Annotated in this window: 16 protein-coding genes, 1 tRNA gene and 2 riboswitches; of the genes, 13 read left to right on the top strand and 4 right to left on the bottom strand. The window is 60.4% G+C overall.

The features are described from left to right. Positions 1-8 precede the first annotated feature (8 nt). The 11 genes from Q7T10_RS19685 (at position 9) to Q7T10_RS19635 (ending at position 9654) form a co-directional block, all read left to right on the top strand. Positions 9-422 carry a DUF934 domain-containing protein gene (locus tag Q7T10_RS19685; RefSeq protein WP_304751421.1) on the top strand — a complete coding sequence of 138 codons (414 nt, stop codon included), beginning with the start codon at positions 9-11 and terminating at the stop codon, positions 420-422. After that, positions 419-1180: a phosphoadenylyl-sulfate reductase gene (locus Q7T10_RS19680; RefSeq protein WP_304751419.1), complete on the top strand. Its 762-nt coding sequence runs from the start codon at positions 419-421 to the stop codon at positions 1178-1180. Before Q7T10_RS19685 ends, Q7T10_RS19680 begins: the two co-directional genes overlap by 4 nt. Further along, the gene (gene cysD, locus Q7T10_RS19675) at positions 1177-2148 is read left to right on the top strand and encodes a sulfate adenylyltransferase subunit CysD (RefSeq protein ID WP_370653802.1); all 972 of its coding nucleotides are present in this window, start codon (positions 1177-1179) and stop codon (positions 2146-2148) included. Before Q7T10_RS19680 ends, cysD begins: the two co-directional genes overlap by 4 nt. Next, complete coding sequence (locus Q7T10_RS19670) at positions 2148-3560, top strand: sulfate adenylyltransferase subunit 1 (protein ID WP_304751417.1); 1413 nt, start codon at positions 2148-2150, stop codon at positions 3558-3560. The genes cysD and Q7T10_RS19670 overlap by 1 nt, the downstream gene beginning before the upstream one ends. A 103-nt stretch (positions 3561-3663) precedes the next feature. Further along, complete coding sequence (fdxA, locus tag Q7T10_RS19665; RefSeq protein ID WP_304751415.1) at positions 3664-3993, top strand: ferredoxin FdxA; 330 nt, start codon at positions 3664-3666, stop codon at positions 3991-3993. Positions 3994-4009: 16 nt separating this feature from the next. Further along, positions 4010-5110, top strand: a complete 1101-nt coding sequence (locus Q7T10_RS19660; RefSeq protein WP_304751413.1) for an NAD(P)/FAD-dependent oxidoreductase — start codon at positions 4010-4012, stop codon at positions 5108-5110. A 27-nt stretch (positions 5111-5137) separates the two neighbouring features. Then, a riboswitch (TPP riboswitch) is annotated at positions 5138-5246 on the top strand. An 80-nt stretch (positions 5247-5326) separates the two neighbouring features. Next, positions 5327-6610, top strand: coding sequence for a cytosine permease (locus tag Q7T10_RS19655; RefSeq protein WP_370653801.1), 1284 nt, complete (start codon positions 5327-5329; stop codon positions 6608-6610). A 23-nt stretch (positions 6611-6633) separates the two neighbouring features. Then, entirely contained in the window at positions 6634-7713 is a 1080-nt protein-coding gene (locus Q7T10_RS19650; protein ID WP_304751411.1) for an FAD-dependent oxidoreductase, read from the top strand. A gap of 4 nt (positions 7714-7717) precedes the next feature. After that, positions 7718-7915: a sulfur carrier protein ThiS gene (gene thiS, locus Q7T10_RS19645; protein ID WP_304751410.1), complete on the top strand. Its 198-nt coding sequence runs from the start codon at positions 7718-7720 to the stop codon at positions 7913-7915. Between the two features lie 12 nt (positions 7916-7927). Beyond that, positions 7928-8743, top strand: a complete 816-nt coding sequence (locus Q7T10_RS19640; protein WP_304751409.1) for a thiazole synthase — start codon at positions 7928-7930, stop codon at positions 8741-8743. Positions 8744-8757: 14 nt separating this feature from the next. Beyond that, positions 8758-9654, top strand: a complete 897-nt coding sequence (locus Q7T10_RS19635; protein WP_304751408.1) for a thiamine phosphate synthase — start codon at positions 8758-8760, stop codon at positions 9652-9654. Here the strand turns inward: Q7T10_RS19635 and thiD are convergent. Genes thiD through thiM form a run of 3 tightly spaced genes read right to left on the bottom strand, consistent with a single transcriptional unit; the run spans position 9638 to position 12035 of the window. Then, entirely contained in the window at positions 9638-10489 is an 852-nt protein-coding gene (thiD, locus tag Q7T10_RS19630) for a bifunctional hydroxymethylpyrimidine kinase/phosphomethylpyrimidine kinase (RefSeq protein WP_304751407.1), read from the bottom strand. The genes Q7T10_RS19635 and thiD overlap by 17 nt on opposite strands. 59 nt (positions 10490-10548) lie before the next feature. After that, positions 10549-11208, bottom strand: coding sequence for a thiamine phosphate synthase (thiE, locus tag Q7T10_RS19625; protein ID WP_304751406.1), 660 nt, complete (start codon positions 11206-11208; stop codon positions 10549-10551). Beyond that, positions 11202-12035: a hydroxyethylthiazole kinase gene (gene thiM, locus Q7T10_RS19620; protein WP_304751405.1), complete on the bottom strand. Its 834-nt coding sequence runs from the start codon at positions 12033-12035 to the stop codon at positions 11202-11204. The genes thiE and thiM overlap by 7 nt, the downstream gene beginning before the upstream one ends. A 36-nt stretch (positions 12036-12071) precedes the next feature. Next, positions 12072-12166, bottom strand: a riboswitch (TPP riboswitch). Positions 12167-12282: 116 nt separating this feature from the next. Here thiM and Q7T10_RS19615 point away from each other — a divergent pair. Together Q7T10_RS19615 and Q7T10_RS19610 are read left to right on the top strand one after the other, a co-directional pair. Continuing rightward, positions 12283-12358: transfer RNA gene (locus Q7T10_RS19615), tRNA-Asn, on the top strand. A gap of 207 nt (positions 12359-12565) precedes the next feature. Further along, the gene (locus Q7T10_RS19610) at positions 12566-12787 is read left to right on the top strand and encodes a PLDc N-terminal domain-containing protein (RefSeq protein WP_304751404.1); all 222 of its coding nucleotides are present in this window, start codon (positions 12566-12568) and stop codon (positions 12785-12787) included. Between the two features lie 349 nt (positions 12788-13136). Here the strand turns inward: Q7T10_RS19610 and Q7T10_RS19605 are convergent, their stop codons facing one another. Then, entirely contained in the window at positions 13137-13646 is a 510-nt protein-coding gene (locus Q7T10_RS19605; protein WP_304751403.1) for a hypothetical protein, read from the bottom strand. Between the last annotated feature and the right edge of the window lie 177 nt (positions 13647-13823).

Below are 13823 nucleotides of genomic sequence, written 5' to 3'. Positions count from 1 at the left end.
GAATTACTATGAAATTGATAGCTGCTTACGACCATTCCACGGGGGCTACAGGCCAAAATGTTGTTGAACTCGCCAATGACGCCGATCCCCGCTCTTTGAGTCTGGCCGGCGTGGACCGCATTGACCTGAACTTCCCCAAGTTCACCGACGGCCGCGCTTTCAGCCAGGCCTTCCTGCTGCGCCGCCGTCTCGGCTTCAAGGGCGAAATTCGCGCCACTGGCGACGTGCTGATTGACCAGCTGGTGCAGATGCAGCGCAGCGGCTTTGACGCCGCAGTCTTGCGCGAAGACCAGAACACTGAATTCGCGCAGCGCCAGTTCGACCGTTACAAAGGCTTCTACCAGGGTGATGCAGTCCTGCCCACCCCCCCATTTGTTGCCGCACACGCGTCGCGAGTCGCCACTTCAGGAGTTACCGCATGAACGCCATTGAACTCAATGCCCGCGCATCAAGCGATTTCGAGGCCAAGCTGGCGGAAACGGTTTCCCTACTGCAGCAAGCCGCGCATGACTATGCACCACGGGTCGCAGGCGGCATACCACGGGTGAGCCAGGCGTCCAGCCTGGGCGCAGAGGACGTGGTGCTCAGCCACCTGATCAATTCCTTGCAGCTGGACATCGGCATTTTTGTGCTGGAAACCGGCATGCTGCACGCCGAAACGCTGGCGCTGCTGGATCGCCTCAAGGCGACTTCGCGTGCCCCGGTCGAGGTTTTCACGCCGGTCAACGAATCGGTCGTGCAGTTTGTGGCCCGCGAGGGCAAGGACGCGATGTACAAAAGCATCGCGCTGCGCAAGGCCTGCTGCCACATCCGCAAGATGGAACCGCTGGCGCGTGCGCTCGCCGGCAAGGACGCCTGGATCACCGGCCTGCGCCGCGAGCAGTCCGGCGCCCGCGCCGAGGTGCCGCTGATCGACACCACGGACGCGACGCGCGTGAAGATCAACCCGCTGGCCATCTGGACCTGGGGTGACGTCTGGCACTTCATTGACCTCCACCAGATTGACTACAACCCGCTGCATGACCAGTTCTATCCCAGCATTGGCTGCGCGCCCTGCACCCGCGCCATTAGCCTGGGCGAAGATTTCCGCGCCGGCCGCTGGTGGTGGGAAGACGAAGCGGCCAAGGAATGCGGCCTGCATGTCAATCAGTCCAGCTCACAAGAGAAAGCACCAGCATGAACGTCCGCACCCCTCCCGAATTACTTGAGACCATGCACCATTCACTACTCCGTTCTGAACACCACGATCACCTGAGCAATGCGCATCTGGACGCCCTGGAGGAAGAAACCATCTTCATCCTGCGCGAGGTGGCTGCTGCGTTTGAGCGCCCCACGCTGCTTTTCTCGGGCGGCAAGGACTCGCTGGTCATGCTCAAGTGCGCCGAAAAGGCTTTCGGCGTGGGCCGCATTCCCTTCCCGCTGCTGATGATTGACACCGGCCACAACTTCCATGAGGTGACCGACTTCCGTGATTCCCGCGCCAAGGAGCTGGGTGCGGACCTGATCGTGCGCAGTGTGGAAGACTCGATGGCGCGCGGCACGGTGCGGCTGGCGCATCCGGGCGAGTCGCGCAACGTGCACCAGTCGGTCACGCTGCTGGAGGCGATTGATGAATTCCGCTTTGACGCACTGATTGGCGGCGCCCGCCGCGACGAGGAGAAGGCGCGGGCCAAGGAGCGCATCTTCTCGCACCGCGACAGTTTCGGCCAATGGCAACCCAAGGCCCAGCGCCCCGAACTGTGGACCCTGTTCAACACCCGGCTGCAACCGGGCGAACACTTCCGCGTGTTTCCGATCTCCAACTGGACCGAACTCGACGTGTGGCAATACATCGAACGCGAACAGATCGCCCTGCCCTCGCTCTACTACACGCACAAGCGCGATGTGGTGGAGCGCAAAGGCCTGCTGGTGCCGGTGACGGAACTGACCCCTTTGAAAGAGGGCGAAACGATGGAATCGCGCGACGTGCGTTTTCGCACCGTGGGCGACATCACCTGCACCTGCCCGGTGGAAAGCACGGCCGCCACCGCGGCCGACATCGTGATCGAAACACTGGCCGCTGATGTGAGCGAGCGCGGCGCCACCCGCATGGATGACAAAACCTCCGAAGCTTCGATGGAGAAGCGCAAGAAAGATGGGTACTTCTGATGACTGCTACTATTTCAATAGCTACTCCGGCAATATCGACGGGGGCTAGAGCAAAAAAAGACACTCAATCGGCACTGAAATTCATTACTTGCGGGTCGGTGGACGATGGCAAGAGCACACTGATCGGCCGCCTGCTGATTGACAGCCGTTCGGTGCTGCTGGACCAGCTGGCCAATGTCTCCAAAAGCGGCGAGGCCGATCTGGCGCTGTTCACCGACGGCCTCTCGGCCGAACGCGAGCAGGGCATCACCATCGACGTGGCCTACCGCTACTTCAACACCGCCGAGCGCAAATTCATCATTGGTGATGCGCCCGGCCACGAGCAGTACACCCGCAACATGGTGACGGCAGCAAGCAGTGCCGATGCCGCCGTGGTGCTGGTGGATGCCACCAAACTGGCTTGGGCGAAGGAGCCGGATGCGCTGCTGCCGCCCGCAGACCGTGGTCACGGTCTGCTTCCCCAGACCCGGCGCCATTCGCTGCTGGTGAACCTGCTGCGCGTGCCCTCCATCGTGTTTGCCGTGAACAAGCTCGACGCCCTGGAAGACGCCGCCAAACCCGAGACCGCCGGTCAGGCCGCGCTGGCCTTTGCCAACATCAGTCACGCCTTGGAGGCTTTTGCCCAGGCTGCCGGCATTCAGGTGACCGCCATCGTGCCAATCTCGGCGCTTATCGGTCACAACGTGGTGGAACCCGCGCCTGGCTGGTGCGGTTACGAAGGCCCGAGTCTGCTGGAAATCCTGGAAGAGTTGCCCGCCACCCCGGCCGACACTGCAATCCCCTTCGCCTTCCCGGTGCAATGGGTTGAAAAGTTCTCGTCCTCCAGCGACACCTCGCAGGGACGCCGCATTTTCTGGGGTCGCGTGGCGACAGGGGGTGCGCAGGTCGGGCAACAAGTCAAGGTATTGCCCAACGGCCAGCTGGCCACGGTCGCCCAGGTGCTGGGTCACACGCGGCAACCTGGACCGGTGCAGGCCGGACACAGTGCGGGCATTGTGCTCGACCGTGAGGTCGATGTGTCACGCGGTGACTGGTTGCTGGCTGTCGAACCGAAAGCGGAGGCAGCGGACGATTTTGACCTTGGGGCGGGCACCTTCAACCCCAGCCGCGAGCTCAATGCCACGGTTGCCTGGATGGACGACGAGCCCCTGGTCGCGGGCCGCGTGTACTGGGCCCTGCATGGACACCGCTGGGTCAAAGCCAAAATCAGGCGGATTGTTCACAAGCTCGACATCAACACGCTGGCGGAAGAAGATGCCAGCCAGCTGGATGCCAACGCCATTGGCCACGTTGAACTGGTGCTGCAGGAACCCATTGCGGCCCTGCCCTACAGCCGCTCGCGCGTGCTGGGCTCGCTGGTTCTGGTGGACACGGCATCGCACAAAACTGCGGGTGCCGCGCTGATAAATTGACCCACCTCAATCAAATTGAACGCGTTCAAGGCCAACTTGAACAAAAGGGCTATGGAAACCCAATAAAATCTAGGGTTTCCACCCATTCGTCGAAAACTACAAAATGACACATACCGTCACTGAAGCCTGTATCAAATGCAAGTACACCGATTGCGTCGACGTTTGCCCCGTGGACTGCTTCCGTGAAGGCCCCAACTTCCTGACCATCTATCCCGATGAGTGCATTGATTGCGCGGTGTGCATCCCCGAATGCCCGGTGAACGCCATCTACGCCGAAGAAGACGTGCCGGCCGACCAGCAGCACATGACCAAGCTCAACGCCGAACTGGCCAAGCTGCCCACCTGGAAAAGCATTACCAAGCGCAAGGCGCCGCCAGAGGACGCCGACGAATGGAAAGACAAGACCGGCAAGCTCCCCCTGCTCATCAAATAACTTGCACAACAAAGTGATGGAACCTCAACTGAACCAGGAAGTGCTCAATACCGCACAGGCCCACGAAGGCCCGATTGAAACTGACGCCGTCATCGTGGGCGCGGGCCCGGTGGGCCTGTTTCAGGTGTTCGAACTCGGCCTGCTGGAAATCAAGGCCCATGTCATCGATTCGCTGGCCTACCCCGGCGGCCAATGCGTCGAGCTGTACCCTGACAAGCCCATCTACGACATTCCCGCCGTACCGGTGTGCACCGGCCAGGAACTGACGGACAACCTGCTCAAGCAGATTGAACCGTTTGGCGCCACTTTTCACTTCGGCCAGGAAGTCACCACCGTCCAGAAGCAGGACGACGGCCGTTTCTTCGTTGAAACCTCGAAGGGCACGAGGTTCCTGACCAAGACCATTTTCATTGCCGCCGGTGTCGGTGCTTTTCAGCCCCGCACGCTCAAGGTGGACGGTCTGGACGCTTTTGAAGGCAAGCAGCTTTTCTACCGCGTCAAAAACCCTGATGACTTCGCAGGCAAGAACCTGGTGATCGTCGGTGGCGGCGACTCGGCACTCGACTGGGCACTGGATTTTGTCAAGGACAGCCCGCACAAGGCGGAAAGCGTGATCCTGATCCATCGCCGTGACGGCTTCAAGGCTGCACCCGCGAACGTGGCGAAGATGAAAGAACTGTGCGACGCCTACGAGATGCAATTCATCATCGGCCAGGTAACCGGTTACGAAGAGAAAGACGGCAAGCTCACGGGGGCCAAGGTCACAGGCGCCGATGGCGTGACGCGCGTCGTGCCTCTGGATGTGCTGCTGGTGTTCTTTGGCCTGAGCCCCAAACTCGGCCCCATTGCCCAGTGGGGGTTGGACATTGAGCGCAAACAACTCAAGGTCGACACCGAGAAATTTTCCACCAGCGTACCCGGCATTTTCGCCGTAGGCGATATCAACATCTACCCCGGCAAGAAGAAGCTGATTTTGAGCGGCTTCCATGAATGCGCCTTGGCCGCTTTTGGCGCCATGCCCATCATCTTCCCCGAGAAGAAAGTCTTTTTGCAATACACCACCACCAGCCCCAAGCTGCACAAGGTGTTGGGGGTCGAAACACCCGTGTTCGACTGAGTAGAATCCGTACCGTGCTCGTTTGAGCACATTCGCTAGGGGTGTTGCCCGGCTTCTCTTGAGGCCGGGCGACTGAGAAAGTCCCTTTGAACCTGATTGAGGTAATCCTCGCGCAGGGAAGCAGGTCCGATCCAGGGCGTCACGCCATTCTCTTGTGACACGTCACCTGGTCCGGACCCCGGCCCACCTGCCAACTCTTTTGCATGGAGCAAATGAATGGCAACTATGAATTCTCCCGATACCGGCAACCGCGCCCTGACACCGGTGGCTGACGCCGATCGGGTTTTCCACTGGCATGAACACGCGTCTCTCTGGTTCAGCCTGGGCGTCGGCCTGTTGGTCATGCAGATCGGCGCCTACCTCGTGCCAGCGGTCGGCAGCCGCGATGCGGCCATTGCCATCGTGCTGGGCTCACTGGTGGGCTCCGGCCTGCTGGCCTGGACGGCCAAACTGGGTTGCGACAGCGGCCTGACCAGCGCCGGGCTGATGCATCGCACCTACGGCAGTCTGTTTGCACGCCTACCCGTGCTGTTGAACATTGCGCAGCTGATTGGCTGGACCACGTTTGAACTGGTGATCATGCGTGACGGCACCGCCGCCATCGGCAAGCAGTCCTTTGGACTGGCGCTGGACGGCCCCGGCGGCATTGTTGCCACCACACTCCTGTGGGGCGGCGTGTTGACCTTGTTGCTGGCGGGCTCGATGACCACGCTGGTGCGCAAAATCATCAGCCGCTTCGGACTGCCGCTGGTGATTGCCTCGCTGTTGTGGCTCACCTGGCAATTTGGCGGACAGCTGCAGGCGAAAGGCTTTGACGCCTTCTGGGCACGGCCTGGCGACGGCAGCATGAGCATGCTGTCCGCCATGGACCTGGTGATCGCCATGCCGGTATCGTGGCTGCCGCTGGTGGCTGACTATGCCCGCCATGGCCGCTCGGGTCGCAGTGCCATGAGCGGCACCTGGCTGGGCTACGCCATTGCCAACATCTGGTGCTATGCACTGGGCGTGATGGTGGTCAGCGTGGCACAACCGAGCACTGATCTGGTCAGCGCCCTGTTGCTGGCGCAAGGCGGCCTGATTGCGCTGAGCCTGATCCTGGTGGATGAAATCGACAACGCCTATGGCGATGTTTACTCGGGCGCCGTGTCGGCCCACAGCATCAAGCCGTCCATGAGCATCCGGAAATGGGGGCTGGGCCTGGCTGTGCTGTGCACCGGGCTGGCATTGGTGCTGCCGATGCACAGTCTGGAGCCATTTTTGCTCTTGTTGAGCTCGGTGTTTGTGCCTCTGTATGGCGTCATTCTTGGCCGCTTGGGCGTTGGCCAACCCAGCTTCGCACCGACGCAGCGCAAGGTTGACCTCACCGCCGCCTTGTTGTGGCTGGCTGGCGTCGCCACCTACCATGCGCTCGCCAAATGGGCACCCCAATGGGGCTCTGCCCTGCCGACGCTGGCACTGACCTTCACGCTGGCCTGGCTCAGCCGGCCCAGGCGGGTCTGACTCTGTTCCTTGGGGAAAAAGACATGAACATAGTCATTCTTGGCGCAGGGCTGATGGGGCGACTATTGGCCTGCCAGCTGGCGCGGGCCGGTCATGCCCTTGAACTGTTTGATGCTGGCGGCCCGGAGGCACTGAACTCGGCCGCCCGAGCCGCCGCCGCCATGCTGGCGCCCTTGGCCGAGTCAGCGATCACAGAGACAAGCGTGGTGCAAATGGGCGTCCATGGGCTCAAGCGCTGGCCCGAACTGATTGCCCAACTGGACGAGCCCGTCTTCTTTCAACAGGAGGGAACGCTGGTTCTGTGGCATCGGCAGGACGTGGGTGAGGCCGAGCGCTTTGCCCGACAGATGGACGCCACCTGTCTCGCGCTGCCGTCCCTGCCCAGTCCGCAGCGACTCGATGCCGAGGGCGTCGCCCAACTCGAACCTTCCTTAGGTTCACGTTTCGCCCAGGGCCTCTTTCTGCCCGGTGAGGGACAACTCGACAACCATCAGCTGCTGGCGGCCATGTTGCATCAGCTCCAGCGCCTGAATGTCAAACTGAACTGGGACAGCCCGCGCTCGCCCGGCGACTTTTTGCCAGGAAATCCAGGGCAGCCGGACTGGGTGTTTGACTGTCGTGGGCTGGGTGCGCGAGAGCAGTGGCCGGCCCTGCGCGGGGTGCGCGGCGAAATCATCACGCTGCAGGCACCGCAGGTGAAGTTGACCCGCCCCACCCGCCTGATTCATCCGCGCTACCCGATCTACATTGCCCCCAAAGGGGATGGTATTTTTGTGCTCGGCGCCACCGAAATTGAATCAGACGACCGGTCGCCGATGAGCGTGCGCTCCACCCTGGAACTGCTCAGCGCCGCCTACTCGGTAGACAGCGGATTTGCCGAAGCGCGCATTCTGGATCTGGTGACCCAGTGCCGCCCGGCCTTGCCGGACAACCTGCCATCCATCCGTCGGCTCGGCAAGCGTGTGATGCAAATCAACGGGCTTTATCGTCACGGCTATCTGATTGCGCCGGCCCTGCTGGATGTGGTGATGGAACTGTTCACCACCAACGCATCTCCGCTGGCGAGTACGCTTTCCTTGTCCCTGCAGGATCTGCAGCATTGAGCCCATGAACGTTTTCATCAATCAAATGCCCTACGATTTGCCGGTTGGCGCGACGCTGGCCGATGCCGTTGCGCTGCTGCAGGCAAAGCCGCCCTTTGCCGCTGCCGTCAACCTGCAGTTCATCCCCAACACCCAGTACGCCCATCAACTGCTCCAGGCCGGCGACCGCATTGACATCATCGCGCCGGTCACCGGGGGCTAATCGCTATTTATCATGACCGCTGCATCTTCCGCTGCCACATCTGCCGACCCACTGGTTCTGTACGGCCAGACTTTCCAGAGCCGCCTGTTGCTGGGGACTTCACGTTACCCCTCACCCCGTGTTCTGGAAGATGCCGTGCGAAGAGCCAAGCCGGCCATGCTCACCGCGTCGCTGCGCCGACAGAATGTCGCCGCCCATGACACCCCCAACCGCTTCTGGGACATACTGCGCGAGTTGGCTGTGCCCGTGCTGCCCAACACGGCCGGTTGCCACAGCGTCCAGGAAGTCATTACCACAGCCCAGATGGCACGTGAGGTGTTTGCAACGCCCTGGATCAAGCTGGAGCTCATTGGGGACGACTACACCTTGCAGCCCGACACCCTGAACCTCGTGGATGCCGCCAGCCGACTGATCAGGGAGGGGTTCAAGGTGCTGCCTTATTGCACCGAAGACCTGGTCTTGTGCCAGCGGCTGGTGGATGTCGGTTGCCAGGCCATCATGCCGTGGGCGGCGCCCATCGGAACCGGCAAGGGCCCCATCAACCCTTTTGCCTTGCGAACCCTGCGCGAACGCCTGTCGGTCCCCATGATCGTGGATGCCGGCCTGGGACTGCCGTCGCATGCCTGTCAGGTCATGGAATGGGGCTTCGACGGTGTGTTGCTCAACACGGCAGTGGCCCTGGCGCAAGACCCGACCAGCATGGCCGGCGCCTTCGCCAGTGCAACGCAGGCGGGTCGCGACGCCTATCTCGCCGGCACCATGACAGAACAGCACGCCGCACAACCCAGCACGCCGGTGCTGGGCACCCCTTTTTGGCATCAGACCTGAGCAGGCAAATGAGCATGAGCACGCACGACACCCTCACGCAAGCCATCGTCGCGGCACATCCGGGCCTGGCAATCACCGCCGATGCCACGAGGCCCGCCGTCTTCAGCAGCGACGCACCGGTGTACCGCGCCGCCAAGCAGGCCTGCCTGGCCCTGGGCTTCGTGGAGGCCGATGCCGAATGCGTGGCCAACGCGTGGCAGTCCATGTCACAGCGCACGGGCCGGTTCAACGCGCAAGCCTGGCCAGACCAGCCGGAAGATTTCGGTCTGCGCCCCTGGCCACGCACGGACGCGTTCGCCGCTTGCCCCCGAAAATTGGGCTTGTACGCGGTGCTGCCGGATGCCGCCTGGGTGGCACGCATGGCCCGCGCCGGAGTGCCGACGGTCCAGTTGCGCTTCAAGTCTGACGATCGCGCTGCCATTGAACGTGAGGTCCACGCTGCGGTCGATGCCGTTGAGAGCACCGGCGCATTGCTTTTCATCAATGACCACTGGCAAGCCGCGATCGCTGCCGGTGCCTATGGCGTCCATCTGGGGCAGGAAGATCTGGACACGGCGGACCTGGAAAAAATCCGCGCCGCCGGGCTGCGCCTGGGACTGAGCAGCCATGGTTATGCCGAGATGCTGCGTGCGGACCGATTCAGCCCCAGCTACCTGGCCATGGGTGCCGTATTCCCCACCACCCTCAAACGAATGGTCACGGCACCGCAGGGCACGGGACGTCTGGGTGCCTACGCCAGGCTGATGCGGGACTATCCGCTGGTAGCCATCGGCGGGATAGACAGCAGCCGGCTGCCGGAGGTCCTGGCCAGCGGCGTGGGCTCAGTGGCCGTGGTCCGTGCCCTGGTAGCCGCTGAGCACCCGGAGCAAATGGCTGCCAGTCTGCAGGCGAGGATCAGCGCAGAGGCTTGAGCCGCATGGCCACAGGCGCGTGGCCATGGTTGAGCGGACCGCTGCACTTGCCGGTGCGTACTTGCGCACCAGAGAGCAGAGCTTCCCGCACATAGGTACGCGCGTGGTGCACCGCGTCCACCAGAGTCTCGCCCAAGGCCAGGTGGGCGGCCATGGCGCTTGAGAGCGTGCAGCCCGTACCGTGGGTGTTGGGACTGTGAATGCGTGCGGCCTGCATCCAGAATTTCTCACCGGTATCCGTCACCAGTAAATCGATGACCGTGTCGCCCGGCAAATGCCCGCCTTTGAGCAAGACGGCGCGCGCGCCTTTGTCAAGCAGGGCCAGTGCGGCCTGTTCCATGTCCTGCGCAGACATCAAGGGCCGCCCCACCAGCAGCGCCGCCTCATCGAGGTTGGGCGTGATCACCGCCACGCGGGGAAACAACTCGCGCACCAACACATCCACCGCCATGTTGTCTATCAGGACGGCACCACTGGTGGCCACCATCACCGGGTCAAAGACCACGTTCTTCAAGGCATGCCGGTCGATTGCCTCGGCAACAGTGCGCACGATTTCCGGCGCATGCAGCATGCCAATCTTGACCGCATCAGCACCGATGTCCTCCAGCACCGCGTCAATCTGGTCACGCAGCATCTGTGGCGGAACACCGTGAATGGCGCGCACGCCACAGGTGTTTTGTGCCGTCAGTGCGGTGATCGCCGTCATGCCATAGCAACCCAGCGCCGAGAATGTCTTCAGATCGGCCTGTATGCCGGCACCGCCACCACTGTCCGAGCCCGCGATGGACAGGATTCTGGGGTATTCGAATTCGAATTTGAATGCATCAACAGTCATCAATTTATCCCTGTGGAGCCAGTGTTTTGTCACGGCTCATGTGCCAGCGCTCTTCAACGTCAATCCGCATCCATGAGTTTTCTCAAGGCAGCCGCGGCAGCGCGTGGGTCTTGTGCCCCACACAGCGCGCTGACAACCGCCAGTCCGTCGGCGCCGGCCGATAACACGTCGCGCGCATTGCCGGCATGAATGCCGCCAATGGCCACCAGCGGCAATGCTGTCGCGGACCGCACTTTGCGCAAGCCTTCCAGTCCCCAGGGTGCCAGAGTGTCGGTTTTGGTCGGTGTCGCATGTATCGGACTCACCCCAAGATAGTGCACCGGCATTGCGGCACTGCGGACAACGTCGTCCATCGTCTCCACGGACCAGCCGATGAACACCTCAGGAGGCAACAGCCGGCGCGCTGCTTCAACCGGCAAATCACTCTGCCCCAGATGCACGCCCTGCGCACCGCAGGCCAGCGCCACGTCAATGCGGTCATTGATCACCAACGGGATGCCATAGGGGGCCAGCAATTCCTTCAACAGAATTGCCTGGGCGAAAAAATCGCGGGTGTTGAGCTCTTTCTCTCGCAGTTGCACACAGGTGACACCACCTTGCACGGCAGCCGCGACCACATCGGTGAGCGTTCGTCCTGCGGCGCTGGATTTGTCGGTGACCAAGTACAGGCGCAGGGCCTGAGTGTCCAGACCACGACCGGAAACTATCGCGTTTACCACTCAGTGACTTCCAGCTTCAGCCGCTGTTCGAACGTCCCCTGATCGAGCAGCTGCAACTCATCCAGCAAGGCTGTCTGCATACTCCCTACGCCACAACCACGCGCCATCACTTTTTCGGCAGCAATTTCGCCGACAACGCCAAGAAATGCCATCGCGGAGACTGTGGCCCGCCAGGCGTCCGGCTGCACTGCACAAAAAGCACCGACCAGCGCAGTAGCCGAGCAACCCACACCGGTAATGCGCGTCATCCATTCATGTCCATTGAAGAGGCGTGCCCAGCGGCGTTTTACGTCCAGGACATGGTCGGTTTTTCCGCTGACGCAGACGACACCCTGGGTTCGCTGGACCAGGCTCTGTGCCGCCCCCAACGCATCAGTGGTCCCGGCGCTGCTGTCCACGCCGCGTGTTTTTGCTGAGGCACCCGCCACGCTCATGATCTCCGAAGCATTACCCCGAATGACTGTCGGCAACGCCGTCTTCAAAAGCAGTTCAATGCTCGCATTGCGGTACGGCGTGGCACCCGCGCCTACGGGGTCCAGCACCACTGGAATGCCGCGCCCGGATGCGGCAACCAGGGCCAGACGCATGCTCTCGATCCAATACGGATCCAGCGTGCCAATATTGAGCACCAGCGCCTGCGCAATGCCGACCATGTCAGCGACTTCTTCATGGGCATGGGCCATCACCGGGGACGCACCGACAGCCAGCAAGGTGTTGGCATTGAGATTCATCACCACCAGATTGGTGATGCTGTGCACCAGCGGCGAACACTCGCGTACGGTGACCACGTCGGACCAAAGATCAGAAGAAGAGAGTGTCAAAGCCATGCAATTCCATAATGGGTACGACATGGGCCAGACAGACGACAGTGGAAGTAGCTTCCCTACGCTGGCACGACCCAGATCAGGTTCAAAGAGTATGTCTCAGTCGCCCTCAGGCGACACCTCTAGCGGTGTTGGATTATCCCGGAATTCGTATTCACGGCGACGAATGAAATTTTGGCAAGGCTTTTTGCATTGATCCTGCCCCTTCCGCAAAGACTGCTGAAAAATAACGCTATAATTTGAGGCTTGTTCCTCGATAGCTCAGTTGGTAGAGCGCCGGACTGTTAATCCGTAGGTCCCTGGTTCGAGCCCAGGTCGAGGAGCCAAAGAACAAGAAACGATTTAAGCACTTACCCCTCTGGGTTAGGTGCTTTTTTCATTTTGAGGCTGCTCCATAGCGAATTTGTGGGTTCTGCATTGGTTCGGTGGTGGGCATCGGGGATATGGCGGAGGCCCCTATCTGCTCAATGCACGCACTGTTGCCCGATGTTGTTTATTCAAGCTATATTGCCTGATGCTCACGCATTGACGACTTGGGCCGCAAGCAAAAGGAACCTGAAATGATGCACTTTGGATACAACGGACTCCTTGGCGTGCTGGTGCTCGCTGGGGACATTTGGGCCATTCTCAACATTTTCCAAAGCTCGGTATCCAACGAGAAAAAATTGATCTGGATAATCGCCGTAGTGTTGCTGCCAGTTCTGGGTCTGCTGCTGTGGTACTTCCTTGGGCCGCGCAACGGCAGGTCGGGCTAGCAAGACGGTAGACCCAATGAAAAAGGGCAGAGCTCATAATGAACCCTAGCCCTAGTAGGTGCTTCCTCAAGTATGGGAAGCGTCATGACGGCAAACCGTCAGTCAGGTGTGAGCGTACGTGTGTTCCATGGTCATCTATGAGGCTCCTTCACCGAGGATAAGGACTCAGTGGAGAACAAATTCTGCTCCAGATTTTTTGGGTAGTCAATACCTTTACTGACACCAGCCACCAAGGACATCACGCTCAAGGTTGAGGGGACTAAAGGCCTCAGTCCAGCAGTCCAATAGCGTCATCACCAAGTCAACCGTGGAAGTTTCCCAAATCTATGGGATATGGCAAGCCCGCATCCTACCTGATACGAAACTCTTCCAACGAAACCTGAGCTTGACCCTTCTTGCGCAGTAGGATCAGTTTTCCGCCCTCTTCAAATATTTGTACATGCCAGTATTGCCTGCCGTCCTTATTGGTCGTATTCATGCCGTCGAGCAACGGTAAGAATTTTTCAAAGGGAATCAGAACAGTCAACACCGAAGATCCACAGCCGAATGCTGCATATCCGGTGTTCGCTTCCGCCAAAGTGTCACGTTGATGCGGATGAAAACCGAACCAGTAATCTGCCTTGCCCTTGGCATATGCCTTTGAAACAAGACATACGACACGCAACGAATCGTCGGGGCTTGAATATAGCGCGCGAGACCGCTTTACCAAGTTCACATTTAGGCTCGAACCGATACGAGCCGCACACTCATCGTTAAACGCAACCGGCGTCAGTTCCACGGTGCTATCCGTTTCAACCGCCGAATCCAACGCCGTCTTACGCACAATTTCTGTATTACTAACAGGGGACAAATTGCGCACAACCGGCTCATCCTCGACACTCTTGACATCCTCTGCGTGTTGGCGCCGACCGAAAACTGAGCCACTTATAGAGGTTGTGCCGACTCAAAACTGAGCCAGGTGTTTTACTAGCTCTGCCTTATTTTTAGGCAGGAGCAAAAAGGTGATCACCATGGAAATGTTAGGCAAGATACGGCG

It is taken from the genome of Rhodoferax sp., assembly GCF_030646845.1.
GTDB lineage: Bacteria > Pseudomonadota > Gammaproteobacteria > Burkholderiales > Burkholderiaceae_C > Rhodoferax.
Note: the sequence above shows the minus strand (reverse complement) of the source record. Positions and strands in the feature narration are given on the sequence as shown.

Coding starts and splice junctions, on each gene's coding strand:
- Q7T10_RS19685 (WP_304751421.1), top strand. CDS start 9: ATGAAATTGATAGCTGCTTACGACCATTCCACGGGGGCTACAGGCCAA.
- Q7T10_RS19680 (WP_304751419.1), top strand. CDS start 419: ATGAACGCCATTGAACTCAATGCCCGCGCATCAAGCGATTTCGAGGCC.
- cysD (WP_370653802.1), top strand. CDS start 1,177: ATGAACGTCCGCACCCCTCCCGAATTACTTGAGACCATGCACCATTCA.
- Q7T10_RS19670 (WP_304751417.1), top strand. CDS start 2,148: ATGACTGCTACTATTTCAATAGCTACTCCGGCAATATCGACGGGGGCT.
- fdxA (WP_304751415.1), top strand. CDS start 3,664: ATGACACATACCGTCACTGAAGCCTGTATCAAATGCAAGTACACCGAT.
- Q7T10_RS19660 (WP_304751413.1), top strand. CDS start 4,010: ATGGAACCTCAACTGAACCAGGAAGTGCTCAATACCGCACAGGCCCAC.
- Q7T10_RS19655 (WP_370653801.1), top strand. CDS start 5,327: ATGGCAACTATGAATTCTCCCGATACCGGCAACCGCGCCCTGACACCG.
- Q7T10_RS19650 (WP_304751411.1), top strand. CDS start 6,634: ATGAACATAGTCATTCTTGGCGCAGGGCTGATGGGGCGACTATTGGCC.
- thiS (WP_304751410.1), top strand. CDS start 7,718: ATGAACGTTTTCATCAATCAAATGCCCTACGATTTGCCGGTTGGCGCG.
- Q7T10_RS19640 (WP_304751409.1), top strand. CDS start 7,928: ATGACCGCTGCATCTTCCGCTGCCACATCTGCCGACCCACTGGTTCTG.
- Q7T10_RS19635 (WP_304751408.1), top strand. CDS start 8,758: ATGAGCACGCACGACACCCTCACGCAAGCCATCGTCGCGGCACATCCG.
- thiD (WP_304751407.1), bottom strand. CDS start 10,489: ATGACTGTTGATGCATTCAAATTCGAATTCGAATACCCCAGAATCCTG.
- thiM (WP_304751405.1), bottom strand. CDS start 12,035: ATGGCTTTGACACTCTCTTCTTCTGATCTTTGGTCCGACGTGGTCACC.